The organism is Streptomyces sp. RerS4, assembly GCF_023515955.1.
In the GTDB taxonomy this organism is placed as follows: domain Bacteria; phylum Actinomycetota; class Actinomycetes; order Streptomycetales; family Streptomycetaceae; genus Streptomyces.
Genome location: NZ_CP097322.1, coordinates 5943255 through 5963356, shown reverse-complemented (window position 1 = coordinate 5963356; position 20102 = coordinate 5943255). Strand labels below are relative to the sequence as shown.

Here is a 20102-nt window from a genome sequence, read left to right as displayed (position 1 = left end):
TACGAGAGGCGACCGGAGACGACACTCGCCGCGTTGCCGGTGCCGAGGAAGCCCTCGATGCCCTCCGGGACGACCTGGAACGTGCCGTCGTAGTCCTGGCCGTTGGTGCCGATGAACACACCGGCCTGGCTGCCGCGCACGGCGGCCGGGTCGATCCCGGCGCGCTCGAACGCCTCCCAGGTGGTTTCCAGGAGCAGGCGCTGCTGGGGGTCCATGGCGAGGGCCTCGCGCGGCGAGATGCCGAAGAAGTCGGCGTCGAAGTCCGCGACGTCGTAGATGAAGCCGCCCTCGCGGACGTAGAACGTGCCCTGCTGATCCGGGTCCGGGCTGTAGAGCCGCTCCAGGTCCCAACCACGGTCGACGGGGAACTCACCGATGGCGTCGCCGCCACTCGCCAGCAGCTGCCACAGATCCTCGGGCGTACGGACGCCGCCCGGGAAGCGGCAGCTCATCGCCACGATCGCGATCGGATCGTCGTCCACGGCCGTACCCGCGACCACCACCGGACCGGCGATCTCCGCCTGGGTGCCCAGCAGTTCGTCCCGCAGGAACGCCGTGAGCGCGGAGGCCGTCGGGTAGTCGAAGATCAGCGTGGCCGGCAGGGTCACACCGGTCGCGGCACCGAGCCGGTTACGCAGTTCCACCGCGGTGAGGGAGTCGAAGCCCAGCTCCTTGAAGGCCCGTTCCGCACCCACCGCCTCCGAACCGTCGTGCCCGAGCACCGCCGCGACCTGCGCGCGGACCAAGCCGAGCAGCTCCCGCTCCAACTCGGCAGCACCAAGCCCGGCGAACTTCCCGACCGGCGAACCGTTGACCTCGGCGCGAGCAGCCGGCCCGGCGGGCCGGGTCTCGGGCAGCTCGGCGAAGAGCGTGCTGGGGCGTACGGCGGTGAAGGCGGGCCCGAAGCGCTCCCAGTCCACGTCCGCGACGAGGAGCACCGCATCACCCGACGCGGCCACGCTCTGGCGCAGCACGGCCATCGCCGTGTCCGGCGCCATGGGCAGCAGCCCCTCACGCCGCATCCGCGCGTCCAACGCGTCATCGTCGGCCATGCCGCCCTCGGCCCACGGACCCCACGCGAGAGAGGTCGCGGCGAGCCCGGCGGCCCGCCGCTGCTCGGCCAACGCGTCCAGGTAAGCGTTCGCGGCGGCATAGTTGCCCTGACCGGCCGCACCGGTCATCCCGCTCATCGAGGAGAACAGCACGAACGCCGACAGCTCGATCCCGAGCTCGACGGTCAACTCGTGCAGATTGAGCGCGGAAACCGCCTTCGCCCGCAGCACGCTCTCGAAACGCTCGGCCGTCAGGGAGTCGAGTACACCGTCGTCCAGAACCCCGGCAGTGTGCACCACGCCCGTCAGCGTCTGCGCCTCGGCCGCCAGCAGCACCCGCAGAGCGTCCCGATCAGCGGCGTCACACGCCACCACCGACACCTCAACACCCAGCCCGGACAACTCCTCCACCAGCTCCGCAGCCCCGGGCGCATCCGCGCCCCGACGACTGGTCAACACCAGCCGCTCAGCACCCGCACCGGCCAACCACCGCGCGACGTGCCCACCCAGAGCACCCGTACCACCGGTCACCAACACCGTCCCCGACGGCGCCCACGCATCCGACCCACCGGCAGCAGCCCGAACCAACCGCCGCCCGAACACCCCCGACGACCGCACCGCCAGCTGGTCCTCACCCGCGAGACCACCGGCCAGTACGCCAACCAGCCGGCCCATCGCCCGCTCGTCCCACACCTCAGGCAGGTCCACCAGACCACCCCAACGCCCGGGAACCTCCAGCGCAGCGACCCGACCCAGACCCCACACCTGCGCCTGAACAGCCGAGACCAGCCGATCCGACCGACCGACACTCACCGCACCCCGGGTCAGGCACCACAACGGCGCCTCCACACCGGCCTCGCCCAACGCCCGCACCAACTCAGCCGTGGGAACCACCCCGGCGGACTCGTCCAGCGCCAGCAGCGACACCACACCGGCAACCGAACCCGCCCCGGCCGGCAGACCGGCCAGAGCATCCCGCTCCACCACACCGGCCTCGACCACCACCCGGCGAACCTCAGCCCCCCGCCCGGTCAGCGCATCCACGACGGCCGCGTCATCCACACCACCGACCGGAACCACCACCAGCCACACACCGGACAACCGCACACCGACGCCACCATCCGCCAGCGGCTTCCACGACACCCGGTAACGCCAGCGGTCGACCTCGGACTGGGTCCGCAGGCCACGGCGCCACGCCGACAGGGCCGGCAGGACCGAGCTCCAGGCGCTCTCGTCCTCCATGCCCAGCGTGTCGACGAGGGACCCCAGGTCCTCACGCTCCACCGCGTCCCAGAAGCCGGAGTCCAGGTCACCCGCGTAGCCGCTCCGTTCAGCCGTCCCGCCCGTCAGTTGGAGCCAGAAGCGCTGCCGCTGGAAGGCGTACGTCGGCAGGTCCACCCTCCGAGCACCGGTACCGGCGTAGAACGCCGACCAGTTCACGTTCAGGCCCCGCACATGGGCCTGAGCAAGCGAAGCGACGACCGTCTCCGGCTCCGGTCGCCCGTTGCGCAGAACGGGTACGAAGGCGAAGTCCTGGCCCGTCACACACTCCTGGCCCATGGCGGAGAGGACGCCCCCAGGGCCGAGTTCGACGTACGTCGTGACGCCCGCGGCCTCCAGGGCCCGCATGCCGTCGAGGAAGCGAACGGCTTCCCGCACGTGCCGCACCCAGAACTCGGCCGAACCCATCTCATCGGAGACGACCGCGCCGGTCAGGTTCGAAACCACCGGGATCCGCGGAGCCGCGAACGTCAGCCCCTCCACCACCCGGCGGAAGTCGTCCAACATCCCGTCCATGTGCGGCGAGTGGAACGCGTGGCTGACGGTCAGCCGCTTGCTCTTCCGATCCGCGAACGACTCCACGATGGCGACGGCGGCATCCTCGTCACCCGCGATCACGACCGACTGCGGCCCGTTGATCGCGGCGATGCTCACGCGGTCGGTCAGCAGCGGAAGAATCTCCTCCTCCGACGCCTGCACCGCGAACATCACGCCACCCGCCGGCAGCGCCTGCATCAACCGACCACGCGCCGCCACCAGCACACACGCATCGTCCAGGGACAGCACCCCGGCCACATGCGCGGCAGCGATCTCACCGATCGAATGCCCGGACACGAAGTCCGGCCGCACACCCCAGCTCTCCACCAGCCGGAACAGCGCCACCTCCACCGCGAACAACGCCGGCTGCGTAAACCGCGTCTCGTCCAACAGACCGGCATCCGACCCGAACAACACCTCCTTAAGCGGCAGTTCAAGGTCCAGCCGCTCACACACCGCGTCCAGCGCCCGTGCGAACACCGGGAAGGCGTCGTACAGTTCCCGACCCATCCCCAGCCACTGGCTGCCCTGACCGGTGAAGAGGAAGGCCACCTTCCCGCCGACAGGCGAGCCCGTCACCACTCCCGGCGCCGAACCGCCCTCCGCCAGCGCCGCGAGGCCGGCCACCAGCCCCTCACGGTCCGCCGCGATGACCGCCGCGCGGTCCTCGAACGAGGCCTTGCCCGACGTCAGCGACCACGCGACGTCAACGGGACGCAGATCCCCCGCCGCCAGGACGTACGACTCAAGCTGACGCGCCTGCGCCCGCAGGGCGTCCTCTCCCTTCGCCGACAGCACCCAGGGCACGACCGGCAGCAGTACGTCCGCCTCGGTCGCCTCCACCGCGTCCACGACCGGCGGCTGCTCGATGATCGTGTGGGCGTTGGTACCACTGATGCCGAACGAGGACACACCCGCCCGGCGCGGACGGCCGGTCTCCGGCCAATCCACGGCCTCCGTCAGCAGGCTGACCTCGCCCGCCTCCCAGTCGATCTGAGACGACGGTGCATCCACGTGCAGCGTCTTCGGCAGCACCCCGTACCGCATCGCCATGATCATCTTGATCACACCGGCGACACCCGCCGCGGCCTGCGTGTGCCCGATGTTCGACTTGATCGAACCCAGCAGCAGAGGCCGGTTCGCCGGCCGCTCCTGACCATAGGTCGCCAGCAGGGCCTGCGCCTCGATCGGGTCACCGAGCCGGGTACCCGTACCGTGCGCCTCCACCGCGTCCACATCGGCCGCCGACAGGCCGGCGCCGGCCAGGGCCTCGCGGATCACGCGCTGCTGCGAAGGGCCGTTCGGCGCCGTCAGGCCGTTGCTCGCACCGTCCTGGTTGATCGCGGAACCGCGCACCACGGCCAGGATCGGGTGCCCGTGCCGCAGGGCGTCCGACTGCCGCTCGACCAGGAGCATGCCCGCGCCCTCGGCCCAACCGGTGCCGTCCGCGCCGTCCGCGAAGGACTTGCAGCGACCATCGGCCGAAAGACCGCGCTGCCGGCTGAAGTCGATGAACGTCTCCGGCGTCGCCATGACGGCGACACCGCCGGCCAGTGCCATGTCGCACTCGCCATTGCGCAGTGCCTGGATCGCCCAGTGCAGCGCGACGAGGGAGGACGAGCAGGCCGTGTCCACGGTGACCGCCGGGCCTTCGAGGCCGAAGGTGTACGCGATACGACCGGACGCGATGCTGCCCGCGTTGCCGGTGCCGAGGTATCCCTCGACGCCCTCGGGCAGTTCGTCTCCCCCACCGACACCGTCCCCGATACCGATGCCGCTCACGTAGTCGTGGTACATCACGCCGGCGAAGACGCCCGTTCGGCTGCCACGCACAGCGGCCGGGTCGATGCCCGCGCGCTCGAAGGCCTCCCAGGAGGTCTCCAGCAGCAGCCGCTGCTGCGGGTCCATCGCCAGCGCCTCGCGCGGCGAGATCCCGAAGAACGCCGGATCGAACTCCGCCGCATCGTGCAGGAAACCGCCCTCACGCGTGTACGAGGTCCCCGCGTGATCCGGATCCGGGTGGTACAGCGCCTCGACGTCCCAGCCACGATCCGTCGGGAACGCGGTGACACCGTCCCCGCCGGAGGCGACGAGCTGCCACAAGTCCTCCGGGGTCCGGACACCACCGGGGAACCGGCAGCCCATCCCCACGATCACGATCGGGTCGTCCGCCACGCCCGCAGCGGTCCCTACCGGTATCCGCAGACCGTGCGCAGCCTGGCCACCGGAACGGCGGCCGGTCACGGCAAGCTCCGCCAGGAGGTGGCGGGCGAGGGCGAGCGGCGTCGGGTAGTCGAAGATCAGGGTCGGCGGCAGACGAAGGCCGGTCTCGGCCTTCAGTACGTTCCGTAGCTCAACAGCCGTCAGGGAGTCGAAGCCCAGATCCCGGAAGGCCCGCTCGGCGTCGACCGCGTCCGCACCGGCGTGACCCAGAACGGCCGCCACACGCCCACACACGAGGTCCAGCAGCACACCTTCGTGTTCCGTCTCCGGCAGGGCCAGCAGGCGCGCGACCAGCGGCGATGCACCCTCGCCCGTACCGCCGGCGCGCCGCTCGACCATCCGGCGCGCGGGGACCCGTACGAGCGCCCGCAGCAGCGCCGGCGTCGAGCCCGCCGACACCGCCTGCGCCCGCAGGACCGCCACGTCGAGGTGCATCGGCAGAAGCACCGCCGCGTCCACCGTCATGGCCGTGTCGAAGAGCGCGAGCCCCTCGTCGGCGGCCAGGGCGCCAACCCCGTCCCGGGCGATGCGCCGCAGGTCGACCTCGTCGAGCTGCCCGGCCATACCGCCGCCGCTACCGGCCTGCGGGGCCCACAGACCCCACGCGAGGGCGGTCGCCGGGAGGCCTTCGGCCCGGCGCTGCTCGGCCAGGCCCTCCAGGAAGGCATTGGCGGCGGCGTAGTTCGCCTGCCCCGCCGCACCGAACGCGGCAGCCGCGCCCGAGAACAGAACAAAGGCCTCCAAGCCCAAGCCCCGGGTCAGCTCGTGCAGGTTCCAGGCAGCGTCCACCTTCGGACGCAACACGGCCGCCACCCGCTCCGGCGTCAGCGACGCCAACACACCGTCGTCCAGCACACCGGCCGTGTGCACCACGGCGGTCAGCGGATGCTCGGCCGATACGCCGCCCAACAGCCTGGCCAGCGCGTCCCGATCAGCAATGTCACAAGCCACCAGGTCGACGTGCGCACCCAACCCGACCAGCTCCGCGACGAGCTCTTCCGCGCCCTCGGCGTCAGGCCCCCGACGGCTGGTCAGCAGCAGCCGCTCGACCCCGTACGCCGTCACCAGATGACGGGCGAACAACCGCCCCAGGCTCCCCGTGGCACCAGTGACCAGCACCGTCCCCGACGAAGCACCAAAGCCCGTCGGCAGCTCCGACACACCCTCCGACGACGGCACGCGCACCAAACGCGGCGCGCTGACCACACCACCCCGGATCGCCACCTCCGGCTCACCGGACGCCAGCGCGGACGCAATCGCCGCGGACGACACCCCGTCCCCATCAACATCCAGCATCAGCAGCTGACCGGGATTCTCCGACTGCGCCGAACGCAGCAGACCACGCACCGCGCCACCCGCCAGATCCGCCACACCCGCACCGGCCTCAACAGCCACCGCGCCCGACGTCACCCAGACCAGACGCGTCCCGGCGAACCGCTCATCCGCCAGCCACTCCTGGACCGTCTCCAGCGCCGCGTTGACCGCCGCGTGAACGGCACCCACCGTGTCACCAGACGGCGCGTCACCAGACGGCAGCACGAAGACCGCGTCCGGAGCCGGCTCACCCGCCTCCAGAGCCGCACCCAGCGCGGCCGCATCGGCGTACTCGACGACCTCGGCGCCCGTGCCGGCCAGACCGATCGCGTCCCGACCCAGCACCGCCCACCGAAGATCGGCCGCAGCCGCACCGGCCGTCACAGGCAGCCACTCGACCCGGAACAGCGACTCCACATGCCCGCCACCGGCCGCGTTGACCTGCTCGGCGGAAGCCGGCCGCAGCGTCAGCGACTCCACAGCCGCCACCGGCCGCCCAACCCCATCCGCCACCAACAGCGCCAGCGTGTGCGCATCACCCGCAGACATCGGCGTCAACCGCATCCGCAGCGCGGACGCACCCACCGCATACAGCGAGACACCCGCCCACGAGAAGGGCAGCAGCGCACCCGAATCGGCCTGCCCCGACGGGTCGCCGTAGCCGATGGCGTGGAGACCCGCGTCGAGGAGGGCCGGGTGCAGTCCGAAGCGCGCCGCGTCCCGACGCCCGTCCTCCGGCAGCACGACCTCCGTGAACAGCTCATCTCCACGACGCCAGGCCGCCGTGAGCCCCTGGAACAGCGGCCCGTACGCGACACCGACCTCGGCCAGATCCCCATAGAGCCGGCTGACGTCCACCGGTACGGCGTCCACGGGCGGCCAGACGGCCAGCTCACCGAACTCCTGCGCCGCCTCCGACCGGGCGCCACTCGCCAGCACACCCGACCCGTGGCGTGTCCACAGCTCCTCCGCGAGCGCGTCCTGACGCCGCGAGTACACGGCGAACGGCCGCCCACCGCCCGCAGCCGGCGCCTCGACCACGAGCTGGAGCTGAGCGCCGCCCCGCTCGGGCAGCACCAGCGGCGCCTCCAACGTCAGTTCCTCGACCACATCGCAACCGACCTGGTCACCGGCCCGCACCGCGAGCTCGACAAAGGCCGTGCCCGGCAGCAGAACGCCACCGTGAATCGTGTGATCGGCAAGCCACGGATGCGTGTCCAGCGAGAGACGGCCCGCCAGGATCGCGCCTTCGGAATCGGCGAGCGCCACCGTCGCACCCAGCAGCGGGTGCCCGGCGTCACCGAGACCGATCGACTCCGGGTCACCGCCGGCGAACGCCACCGCACTCGGCCAGAACCGCTGCCGCTGGAAGGCATACGTCGGCAGCTCCACCCGCCGCGCACCCGTACCCGCGAAGAACGCCGACCAATCGACGCCCACACCCTGGACGTGAACCTGCGCGAGAGCCGTGACGAGGGTCTCGGTCTCGGTGCGGTCCTTGCGCAGCACAGGCACGAAGACGGCGTCCTCGGTCACGCACTCCTGAGCCAGCGCCGACAGCACCCCGTCCGGGCCCAGCTCGACGTACGTCGTGACGCCCGCCGCCTCCAGGGCCCGCACACCATCCAGGAACCGGACGGCCTCGCGGACGTGCCGGACCCAGAAGTCCGCCGTACCCATCTCGTCGTCGGTGACGAGCGCACCGGTCAGGTTCGACACGACCGGAATGCGCGGGGCGTCGAAGGTCAGCCCCTCCACCACCCGGCGGAAGTCCTCCAACATCCCGTCCATGTGCGGCGAGTGGAACGCGTGGCTGACCGTGAGCCGCTTGCTCTTGCGGTCGGCGAACGCCTCCGCAATCGCGACGGCGGCGTCCTCGTCACCCGCGACCACCACCGACCTCGGCCCGTTGATCGCCGCGATGCTCACCCGGTCCGTCAACAGCGGAAGGACCTCATCCTCCGACGCCTGGACCGCGATCATCACGCCACCACCCGGCAGCGCCTGCATCAACCGCCCACGCGCCGCCACCAGCGCGCAGGCGTCCTCCAGCGAGAAGACGCCCGCCACGTGCGCGGCGGCGATCTCACCGATCGAATGCCCGGACACGAAATCCGGCCGCACACCCCAACTCTCCACCAGCCGGAACAGCGCCACCTCCACCGCGAACAACGCCGGCTGCGTGAACTCCGTCCGGCCCAGCACCTCGCCCTCGGCCCCGAACAGCACGCCCTTCAACGGCACGTCCAGTACCGCGTCCAGGTGGGCGCACACCGCGTCCAGCGCGTCCGCGAACACCGGGAACGCGTCGTAGAGCTCGCGACCCATCCCGAGGCGCTGGCTGCCCTGCCCCGTGAACAGGAAGGCGGTACGGCCGTCGCCTGCCGTTCCCGTCGCGATCCGGGACGAGGACTCCCCGGTGGCGAGCCCCCTCAGGAGGCCCCGCAGGCCCTCGGCCTCGCCCTCGCCCTCGTCCACCAGGACGACAGCCGCCCGGTGGTCGAGGTGCGCGCGGCTCGTGGCCAGCGAGTACGCCACGTCGAGCGCGCCCGCGTTGCCCGCCTCCAGGTGAGCGGTCAGGGCCGCCGCCTGCGCCCGGAGGGCTTCCGTGGTCTTGCCGGACAGGAGGTACGGGAGGACACGCGCCGGGCGTACGGTCGGCAGCGCATCGGGGTTCTCGGACGGCTCGGCGTCCGGCGCCTGCTCGATGATCGTGTGCGCGTTGGTGCCACTGATGCCGAACGAGGACACGCCGGCCCGGCGCGGACGGCCGGTCTCCGGCCAGTCCACCGCCTCGGTCAGCAGCTCCACCTCACCGGCCGACCAGTCGACGTGCGGCGTCGGCGCGTCCACGTGCAGGGTCTGCGGCAGCACTCCATGCCGCATCGCCAACACCATCTTGATCACACCGGCCACACCCGCAGCCGCCTGCGTGTGACCGATGTTCGACTTCACCGAACCGAGCAGCAGCGGCTGCCCCTCCGGACGCTCCTGGCCATACGTCGCCAGCAGTGCCTGCGCCTCGATCGGGTCCCCGAGCCGGGTACCCGTACCGTGCGCCTCCACCGCGTCCACATCCGCGGCCGACAGACCCGCACTGGCCAGCGCCTGCCGGATCACGCGCTGCTGCGACGGCCCGTTCGGCGCCGTCAGACCATTGCTCGCACCGTCCTGGTTGATCGCCGAGCCACGCACCACCGCCAACACCGGGTGGCCATTACGGCGCGCGTCCGACAGCCGCTCCACGAGCAGCATGCCGACACCCTCGCCCCACCCCGTACCGTCCGCACCCGCAGCGAACGCCTTGATCCGACCGTTCTCCGCCAGACCGCGCTGCCGGCTGAAGTCGATGAAGTTCTCGGGCGTCGACATGACCGTGACGCCGCCCGCGAGGGCCATGGTGCACTCGCCCTGGCGCAGCGCCTGGACCGCCCAGTGCAGGGCGACCAGCGACGACGAGCAGGCGGTGTCGACCGTGACGGCCGGGCCTTCGAGTCCGAACACGTACGACACGCGGCCGGACATGACACTGCCCGCGTTGCCCGTGCCGACGTGGCCTTCCAGGCCGTCCTGTTCGCGGGCGACCAGGGAGAGGTAGTCCTGTCCGTTGGTGCCGATGAAGACACCGGCCCGGCTGCCGCGCAGCGTCTCGGCGTCGATACCGGCGCGCTCGAAGGCCTCCCACGCGGTTTCCAGCAGCAGGCGCTGCTGCGGGTCCATGGCCAGGGCCTCGCGCGGCGAGATGCCGAAGAAGTCGGCATCGAACTCGGCGGCATCCGCGAGGAATCCGCCCTCGCGGGTGTACGAGGTGCCCGTCTGGTCGGGGTCGGGGCTGTAGAGCCGGTCCAGGTTCCAGCCGCGGTCGGCCGGGAACGCGGCGACCGCGTCCGTGCCCTGGGCGAGGAGACGCCAGAGGTCTTCCGGAGTCCGGACCCCGCCCGGGAAGCGGCAGCTCATCGCGACGATCGCGATGGGATCGCCGTCGACGGCCGAGGCGACGGGCAGCAGGGCACCGGAGACGGGGACGCTGCCCACGAGCTCGGCGCGGAGGTGCTCGGCCAGGGCGGCGGAGGTGGGGTAGTCGTAGATCAGGGTGACGGGGAGCCGCAGCTCCGTCGCCGCGCCGAGGCGGTTGCGCAGCTCGACGGCGGTGAGGGAGTCGAAGCCCAGCTCCTTGAAGGCGCGTTCCGCGCCCACCGCTTCGGCGCCGGCGTGACCGAGTACGGCGGCGACGTGCGTGCGGACCAGGCTCAGCAGCTCCCGCTCCTGCTCGGCGGGGGCGAGGACGGCCAGCCGGCCGGACAGGGTGAGGGGGCTGCCGGCGTTCGCCTGCCCGTGGGCTCCGGCTCCGGCTCCGGCCCGGTCCTGCGCGGCCGCACGGGTCTCGCGTACCTCGCTCAGCTCGCTGAACAGTTCGCTGGGGCGTACGGCGGTGTGGTGGGAGAGATAGCGCTCCCACTCGACGTCGGCCACGGTGACGGCGACGTCCTGGGCGCCGACGGCCTGCCGGAGGGCACGGATCGCCCGCTGTGCGTCCATGGGCGGTACGCCGTCCCGGCGCATCCGCGCCGCCAACGCGTCATCGTCGGCCATGCCGCCCTCGGCCCACGGGCCCCAGGCGATCGAGGTCGCGGCGAGCCCGGCAGCACGCCGCTGCTCGGCCAACGCGTCCAGGTAGGCGTTGGCAGCGGCGTAGTTGCCCTGACCGGCCGCACCGATCGTGCCGCTCATCGAGGAGAACAGCACGAACGCCGAGAGCTCGATGCCGAGCTCGACGGTCAGCTCGTGCAGGTTGAGCGCGGAAACCGCCTTCGCCCGCAGCACGCTCTCGAAACGCTCGGCCGTCAGGGAGTCGAGTACACCGTCGTCCAGAACCCCGGCAGTGTGCACCACGCCCGTCAGCGTCTGCGCCTCGGCCGCCAGCAGCACCCGCAGAGCGTCCCGATCAGCGGCGTCACACGCCACCACCGACACCTCAACACCCAGCCCGGACAACTCCTCCACCAGCTCCGCAGCCCCGGGCGCATCCGCGCCCCGACGACTGGTCAACACCAGCCGCTCAGCACCCGCACCGGCCAACCACCGCGCGACGTGCCCACCCAGAGCACCCGTACCACCGGTCACCAACACCGTCCCCGACGGCGCCCACGCATCCGACCCACCGGCAGCAGCCCGAACCAACCGCCGCCCGAACACCCCCGACGACCGCACCGCCAGCTGGTCCTCACCCGCGAGACCACCGGCCAGTACGCCAACCAGCCGGCCCATCGCCCGCTCGTCCCACACCTCAGGCAGGTCCACCAGACCACCCCAACGCCCGGGAACCTCCAGCGCAGCGACCCGACCCAGACCCCACACCTGCGCCTGAACAGCCGAGACCAGCCGATCCGACCGACCGACACTCACCGCACCCCGGGTCAGGCACCACAACGGCGCCTCCACACCGGCCTCGCCCAACGCCCGCACCAGGCTGGCCGTGGCAACGAGACCATCGGCCTCGTCCAGGGCGAGCAACGACACCACACCCGCGACAGGCCCGGAGACCGCGTCGGTCAGCAGCCCGGCCAGAGCATCCCGCTCCACCACACCGGCCTCGACCACCACCCGGCGGACCTCAGCCCCCCGCCCGACCAGCGCACCAGTGACGGCCGCGACCAGGGAGTCGTCCTCACACGCGGCCGGTACGACGACGATCCACTCACCGCGCGGCGCCCCGGACGACAGCGCGGCCGCCGTCAGCGGCTTCCACGACACCCGGTAACGCCAGCCATCGACCTGCGCCTGCTCCCGGTTCTGCCGGCGCCACGCCGACAAGGCGGGGACGAAGGCGCCGAAGCTCGCGTCGTCCGCCACCTCCAGTTCGGACAGCAAGGCCGCCAGATCGCCGCGCTCCACCGCGTCCCAGAACCGCGCGTCCACCCCGTCGACCTCCGGGGCCGACACGGGACCGCCACTCGACCGGACCGACTCCGGCCAGAAGCGCTGCCGCTGGAAGGCGTACGTCGGCAGTTCCACCCGCCCGACACCCGTACCGGCGAAGAAGGCGGACCAGTCGACCTCCCCGCCCCGTACGAACGCCCGCGCCACCGCACCGACCACGGACTCGGCCTCGTCGCGCCCGGCGCGCAGCGCCGGGGCGAAGGCGGTGTCCGCGTCGCCGGTCAGGCAGTCCTGCGCCAGGGCGGACAGCACCCCGTCCGGGCCCAACTCGACGTACGTCGTGACGCCGGCCGCCTCCAGGGCGCGGACGCCGTCCAGGAACCGGACGGCCTCCCGGACGTGCCGGACCCAGAAGTCCGCCGAGGCCATCTCATCGGAGACAACAGCCCCGGTCAGGTTCGACACGACCGGAATGCGCGGGGCGTCGAAGGCCAGCCCCTCCACCACCCGGCGGAAGTCGTCCAACATGCCGTCCATGTGCGGCGAGTGGAACGCGTGGCTGACCGTGAGCCGCTTGGACTTCCGCCCGGTGAACGCCTCCACCACGGCCACCGCCGCGTCCTCGTCACCGGCGATGACCACCGACTGAGGACCGTTGACCGCCGCGATGCTCACCCGATCCGTCAGCAGCGGCAGGACCTCACCCTCCGACGCCTGCACCGCGATCATCACGCCACCCGCCGGCAGCGCCTGCATCAACCGCCCACGCGCCGCCACCAGCACACACGCGTCGTCCAGCGACAACACACCCGCCACATGCGCGGCAGCGATCTCACCGATCGAATGCCCGGACACGAAATCCGGCCGCACACCCCAGCTCTCCACCAGCCGGAACAGCGCCACCTCCACCGCGAACAACGCCGGCTGCGTGAACTCCGTCCGGTCCAGCACATCGCCCTCGGCCCCGAACAGCACGTCCTTCAACGGCACGTCGAGCCGGCTGTCGAACCGCGCGCACACCGCGTCCAACGCATCGGCGAACACCGGGAACGCGTCGTACAGCTCACGCCCCATCCCCAGCCGCTGGCTGCCCTGCCCCGTGAACAGGAAGGCCAGCCCGCCCCCCGACACCTCGCCCCGTACCAGCCCCGGCACCGGCTCACCGGCGGCGAGCCCGCGCAGGCCGGCCGTCAGCGCTTCCCGGCTCTCGGAGCCGGCGACCAGCACCGCCCGCGTCTCGAACCTCGACCGCTGGGCGGCGAGCGCGTACGCGGTGTCCGCGAGGGCGGCCTGCGGGTTCTCGGCCAGCCACGACGCGAGCCGCGCCGCCTGGGCGCGCAGCCCGGCGGGGCTCTTGCCGCTGACGACGAACGGCAGAACGGGAGCGGTGTCACCGATCAGGGCCGCGGGGGCCGTGGTCTCGTCCGCGCTCGGCGCCTGCTCGATGATCGTGTGGGCGTTGGTGCCACTCAGGCCGAACGAGGACACGCCGGCCCGGCGCGGACGGCCGGTCTCCGGCCACTCCACCGCCTCGGTCAGCAGCTCCACCTCACCGGCCGACCAGTCGACGTGCGGCGTCGGCTCATCGACGTGCAGGGTCTGCGGCAGCACCCCGTGCCGCATCGCCAACACCATCTTGATCACACCGGCCACACCCGCAGCGGCCTGCGTGTGACCGATGTTCGACTTCACCGAGCCCAGAAGCAGCGGCTGCCCCTGCGGACGCTCCTGGCCGTACGTCGCCAGCAGTGCCTGCGCCTCGATCGGGTCACCCAACCGCGTGCCCGTACCGTGCGCCTCCACCGCGTCCACATCAGCGGCGGACAGGCCCGCACTCGCGAGGGCGGCGCGGATCACGCGCTGCTGCGACGGCCCGTTCGGCGCCGTCAGACCGTTGCTCGCACCGTCCTGGTTGATCGCCGAACCACGCACCACCGCGAGGACCGGGTGACCGTTGCGGCGGGCATCCGACAGCCGCTCGACGAGCAGCATGCCGACACCCTCACCCCACCCCGTACCGTCCGCACCCGCCGCGAACGCCTTGATCCGACCGTCCTCCGCCAGACCGCGCTGCCGGCTGAAGTCGACGAAGGCGTCCGGGGTGGACATCACGGTCACACCACCGGCGAGCGCCATGGTGCACTCGCCCTGCCGCAGCGCCTGAACGGCCAGGTGCAGGGCGACCAGCGACGACGAGCAGGCGGTGTCGACGGTGATGGCCGGGCCTTCGAGCCCGAACACGTACGACAGCCGCCCGGATACCACGCTCGCCGCGTTGCCCGTGCCGACGTGGCCTTCGAGGCCGTCGGCCTCACCGGCGACGAGGGACAGGTAGTCCTGACCGTTGGTGCCCACGAAGACACCGGCCCGGCTGCCCTTCAGCACGGAGGGGTCGATGCCGGCGCGCTCGAACGCCTCCCACGCGGTTTCCAGCAGCAGGCGCTGCTGCGGGTCCATGGCCAGGGCCTCGCGCGGCGAGATGCCGAAGAAGTCGGCGTCGAAGTCCGCGACGTCGTAGAGGAAACCGCCCTCGCGCGTGTACGAGGTGCCCGGCCGGTCCGGGTCGGCATCGTAGAGGCGGTCGAGGTCCCAGCCACGGTCGGCGGGGAACTCGGCGACCGCGTCCGTGCCCTGGGCGAGGACGCGCCAGAGGTCTTCCGGAGTCCGGACCCCGCCCGGGAAGCGGCAGCTCATCGCGACGATCGCTATGGGATCGCCGTCGTCGGTCGCCACCGCCATCGGCAGGGCGGCGTCCGCCGCCTGCGCGCTGCCCACCAGCTCGCCGCGCAGGTGTTCGGCGAGGGCGGACGAGGTCGGGTAGTCGTAGACGAGGGTGGTGGGGAGCTTCAGCCCGGTCGCCGCGCCGAGGCGGTTGCGCAGGTCGACGGCGGTGAGGGAGTCGAATCCGAGCTCCTTGAAGGCCCGTTCGGCGCCGACGGCGTCCGCGCCCTCGTGTCCGAGAACGGCCGCGACCTGTGTACGGACCAGGGCGAGCAGCTCCCGCTCCTGCTCGGCGCGCGGCAGCTCGGCCAGCTTCGCGAACGCGGCTCCCGCGACGTCGGCGCCCGTCACCACGGTTCCGTGACCGGTGACGGCGGCCTCGCCCGCCGCCGCGGTGGTGACGAAGTCGAGGATCAGCGGGTGGGGACGTACGGCGGCGACGACGGCCGCGTACCGGTCCCAGGCGATGTCCGCGACGGTCAGGGCGGTCTCGCCCGCGCCAACGGCCTGCGCCAACGCGGTGATCGCCGCGTCGGGGGCCATCGGGGGCACGCCCTCGCGCCGCATCCGCGCGTCCATCGCCTCGTCGGCGGCCATGCCGCTGCCGGCCCAGGGACCCCAGGCGATCGAGGTCGCGGCGAGGCCGGCGGCCCGCCGCTGCTCGGCGAGCGCGTCGAGGTAGGCGTTCGCGGCGGCGTAGTTGCCCTGACCGGCGGCACCGATGGTGCCGCTCATCGAGGAGAACAGCACGAAGGCGGAGAGCTCGATGTCGAGCTCGACGGTCAGCTTGTGCAGGTTGAGCGCGGAAACCGCCTTCGCCCGCAGCACGCTCTCGAACCGCTCGGCCGTCAGCGCATCCAGCACACCGTCGTCCAGAATCCCGGCGGTGTGCACGACAGCCGTCAGCGTCTCCGCCTCGGCCACGAGCAGGGCCCGCAGAGCGTCCCGATCAGCGGCATCACACGCCACCACCGACACCTCAACACCCAGCCCGGACAACTCCTCCACCAGCTCGACGGAACCGGGCGCGTCCGCACCCCGGCGGCTGGTCAACACCAGCCGCTCGACACCCGCCCCGGCCAACCACCGCGCGACGTGCCCACCCAGAGCACCCGTACCACCGGTCACCAACACCGTCCCCGACGGCGCCCACGAACCCGCACCACCGGCAGCAGCCCGAACCAACCGCCGCCCGAACACCCCCGACGACCGCACCGCGACCTGGTCCTCACCAGAAAGCCCACCGGCCAGCACACCAACCAGCCGGCCCGTCGCCCGCTCGTCCCACACCTCGGGCAGGTCGATCAAACCGCCCCACCGCCCGGGAAGCTCCAAAGCGGCCACCCGCCCCAGACCCCACACCTGCGCCTGAACAGCCGAGACCAGCCGATCCGACCGACCGACACTCACCGCACCCCGGGTCAGGCACCACAACGGCGCCTCCACACCGGCCTCGCCCAACGCCCGCACCAACTCAGCCGTGGCAACGAGACCATCGGCCTCGTCCAGGGCGAGCAACGACACCACACCAGCGATGGAACCCGCACCGGCCAGAGCATCCCGCTCCACCACACCGGCCTCGACCACCACCCGGCGAACCTCAGCCCCCCGCCCGACCAGCGCATCCACCACAGCCGTGGCATCCACACCACCGGCCGAAACCACCACCAGCCACACACCGGACAACCGCACACCGACGCCACCATCCGTCAGCGGCTGCCACGCGTCGCGGTAGCGCCAGCCGTCGACCTCGGACTGGGTCCGTACCCGGCGGCGCCACGCCGACAGGGCCGGGACGACCTCGCTCAGCGGCTGCTCGCCGTCCGCGTCCAGTTCGAGTGCGGCGGCGAGCGCGGCCACGTCCTGGTGCTCGACCGCGTCCCAGAACTCGGTGTCGGCCGGGTCGGTCCCGTACGCGGGCACCGCCTGGGGCTCGGTGCCGGCGGTGCGGGCGTTCATCCAGTACCGCTGCCGCTGGAAGGCGTACGTCGGCAGCTCGACCCGCCGGGCGCCCGTACCGGCGTAGAAACCGGCCCAGTCCACGTCGGCGCCCCGGACGAACACGCGGGCGACGGCGTCGAGCAGGGTGGCCGGTTCGGCGCGGCCGGCGCGCAGCGCGGCGGCGAAGACGGGGTTGGCGGGGTCCTGCGGGTCGGTGACCAGGCAGTCCTGTGCGAGGGCGGTGAGGACGGGGTCGGGGCCGAGTTCGAGGAAGGAGTCGGCGCCGCGTGCGCGGAGGGTGCGCACGCCGTCGAGGAAGCGGACGGCGTCGCGGACGTGGCGGACCCAGTGTTCGGGGTCGGTGAGCTCGGCGGCGGTGGCGTTGGTTCCGGTGAGGAGGGAGACGACGGGGAGGGTGGGCGGGCGGTAGTCGAGGACCTGCGCGACGCGGCGGAACTCGTCGAGCATTCCGTCCATGTGCGGGGAGTGGAAGGCGTGGCTGACGGTGAGGCGCTTGGTCTTGCGGCCCCGCTCCTCGAACGCGGCCGCGATCGCGGCGGTCGCGTCTTCGTCGCCGGCGACGACGACGGACTGCGGGCCGTTGACGGCGGCGATGCTCACGCGGTCGGTGAGCAGCGGCAGGATCTCGTCCTCGGAGGCCTGTACGGCGATCATCACGCCGCCGGTGGGCAGTGCCTGCATCAGGCGTCCGCGTGCCGCGACCAGGGCGGAGGCGTCCTCCAGGGTCAGGACGCCGGCGACGTGTGCGGCGGCGATCTCGCCGATCGAGTGTCCGGCGACGAAGTCGGGCTTGACGCCCCAGGATTCGACGAGGCGGTAGAGGGCGACCTCGATGGCGAACAGGGCGGGCTGGGTGTAGCCGGTCTGGTGCAGGAGGGCGGCTTCGGGGGTGTCCTGGTCGGCGAACAGGACGTCGAGCAGCGGGTGTTCGAGTTGTTCGTCGAGGTACCAGGAGGCGTTGTCGAGGGCGTCGGCGAACACCGGGTAGGTCTCGTAGAGTTCGCGGCCCATGTCGAGGCGCTGGCTGCCCTGGCCGGTGAAGAGGATGGCGGTGCGGCCCGCGGCGGGTGCGCCGTGGACGACGCCGGGGATGCCGGTGGGGACGATGCCGGGGATGCCGGTGGGGGTGTCCGCGGGAGTGTCGGCGGCGTCGGCGAGGGCGTGCAGGGCGCGCCGGCGGGTGGTGGGGTCGTCGCCGAGGACGACGGCGCGGTGTTCGAAGCGGCCGCGGGTGGTGGCGAGGGAGTGGCCGATGTCGAGGGGGTCGGCGTCGGGGTGGGTGTCGAGCCAGTCGCCGAGGCGGCGGGCGGCGTCGCGCAGGGCTTCGGGGGTCTTGGCGGAGAGTGCCCAGGGGAGGAGCTCGGCGACCTGCCCGGACGGCTGGTCTCCCTCCTCGCCGGTTGCCTCGGTCTCATCGCGGTCCTGGGCGGGCGGCTCTTCGATGATGGCATGGGCATTGGTGCCGCTCATGCCGAAGGAGGAGACGCCCGCGCGGCGCGGGGCGTCGGCGGTGGGCCAGGCGACGGGTTCGGTGAGCAGGGAGACGGCTCCGGCCTCCCAGTCGACGTGCGGGGTGGGCGCGTCGACGTGGAGGGTCTTGGGGAGCACGCCGTGGTGCATGGCCATGACCATCTTGATGACGCCGGCGACGCCGGCGGCGGCCTGGGTGTGGCCGATGTTGGACTTCAGGGAGCCGAGCCACAGCGGCCGGTCGGCCGGGCGGTCCTGTCCGTAGGTGGCCAGGAGTGCCTGTGCTTCGATCGGGTCGCCGAGAGTGGTGCCCGTGCCGTGCGCCTCGACGGCGTCGACGTCGGCGGCGGCGAGGCCCGCGTTGGCGAGGGCCTGGCGGATGACGCGCTGTTGGGCGGGGCCGCTGGGGGCGGTGAGGCCGTTGCTGGCGCCGTCCTGGTTGATGGCGGTGCCGCGGACGACGGCGAGGACGCGGTGGCCGTTGGCGCGGGCGTCGGAGAGGCGTTCGACGAGCAGCATGCCGGCGCCTTCGCCCCATGCGGTGCCGTCGGCGGCGGCGGCGAAGGGCTTGCAGCGGCCGTCGGGGGCGAGGCCGCGCTGGCGGCTGAAGGAGACGAAGGAGCCGGGGCTCGCCATGACGGCGACGCCGCCGGCGAGGGCGAGGGAGCATTCGCCCGTGCGCAGGGCCTGGACGGCGAGGTGCAGGGCGGCCAGGGAGGAGGAGCAGGCGGTGTCGACGGTGACGGTGGGGCCTTCGAAGCCGAAGGTGTAGGCGATGCGGCCGGAGGCGACGCTCGCGGCGTTGCCGGTGACGAGGTAGCCCTCGAATCCGTCGGCGGCGTCTTCGAGTCGGGGGCCGTATTCCTGGGTTTCGGCGCCGACGAAGACGCCGACCTGGCCGCCGCGCAGTCCTGCGGGGTCGACGCCGGCCCGGTCGAAGGCCTCCCAGGAGGTTTCCAGCAGGAGGCGCTGCTGGGGGTCCATGGCGAGGGCTTCGCGCGGGGAGATTCCGAAGAACGCGGCGTCGAATTGGTCGGCGTCGTGGAGGAATCCGCCTTCGCGCGCGTAGGTGGTGCCGGATCGGTCGGGGTCCGGGTCGTAGAGCGAGTCGAGGTTCCAGCCGCGTCCGGTGGGGAATTCGGAAATGGCGTCGGTGCCTGCGGCGACGAGGTCCCAGAGCGCTTCGGGGGAATGCACGTCGCCGGGGAATCGGCAACCGATTCCGACGATGGCGATGGGTTCGTCGCTGCTGATGGCGGCGGTGACGGGGGCCTCGGCGGGGGCGGTCAGGCCCATGAGGAGGGCGTGGATCCGGCGGGTGAGGTGCGCGGGGGTGGGGTGGTCGAAGGCCAGGGTGACGGGCAGGCGCAGGCCGGTGTCGGCGACGAGGCGGGCGTGCAGGTCGACGGCGGCGAGGGAGTCGAAGCCGAGGTCGAGGAAGGAGCGGTGGGGGTCGAGGAGGGTGGGTGCGTTGTCGCGCAGGGCGGCGATGACGAGCGTGGAGACCCAGTCGAGCAGGGCGGTGTGCTGTTCGCCCTCGGTCAGCCCGGAGAGGCGTTCGCGCCACCGTTCGGAGCTGTCGCCGCTGCTGACGTCCTGGGTTTCGCCGGCCTCGGGGGCGCCGTCGATTTCGGCTGCGAAATCCTGGGACTCGTTCAACAT

Annotated in this window: 1 protein-coding gene (only partly in view); it reads right to left on the bottom strand. The window is 72.3% G+C overall.

The window, feature by feature from the left end:
* Positions 1 to 20102: the 5' portion of a type I polyketide synthase gene (locus tag M4D82_RS27365; protein WP_249768695.1), read on the bottom strand. It extends 14281 nt beyond the left edge of the window; only the first 20102 of its 34383 coding nucleotides appear in the window; the start codon lies at positions 20100 to 20102; its stop codon lies off the left edge, out of view.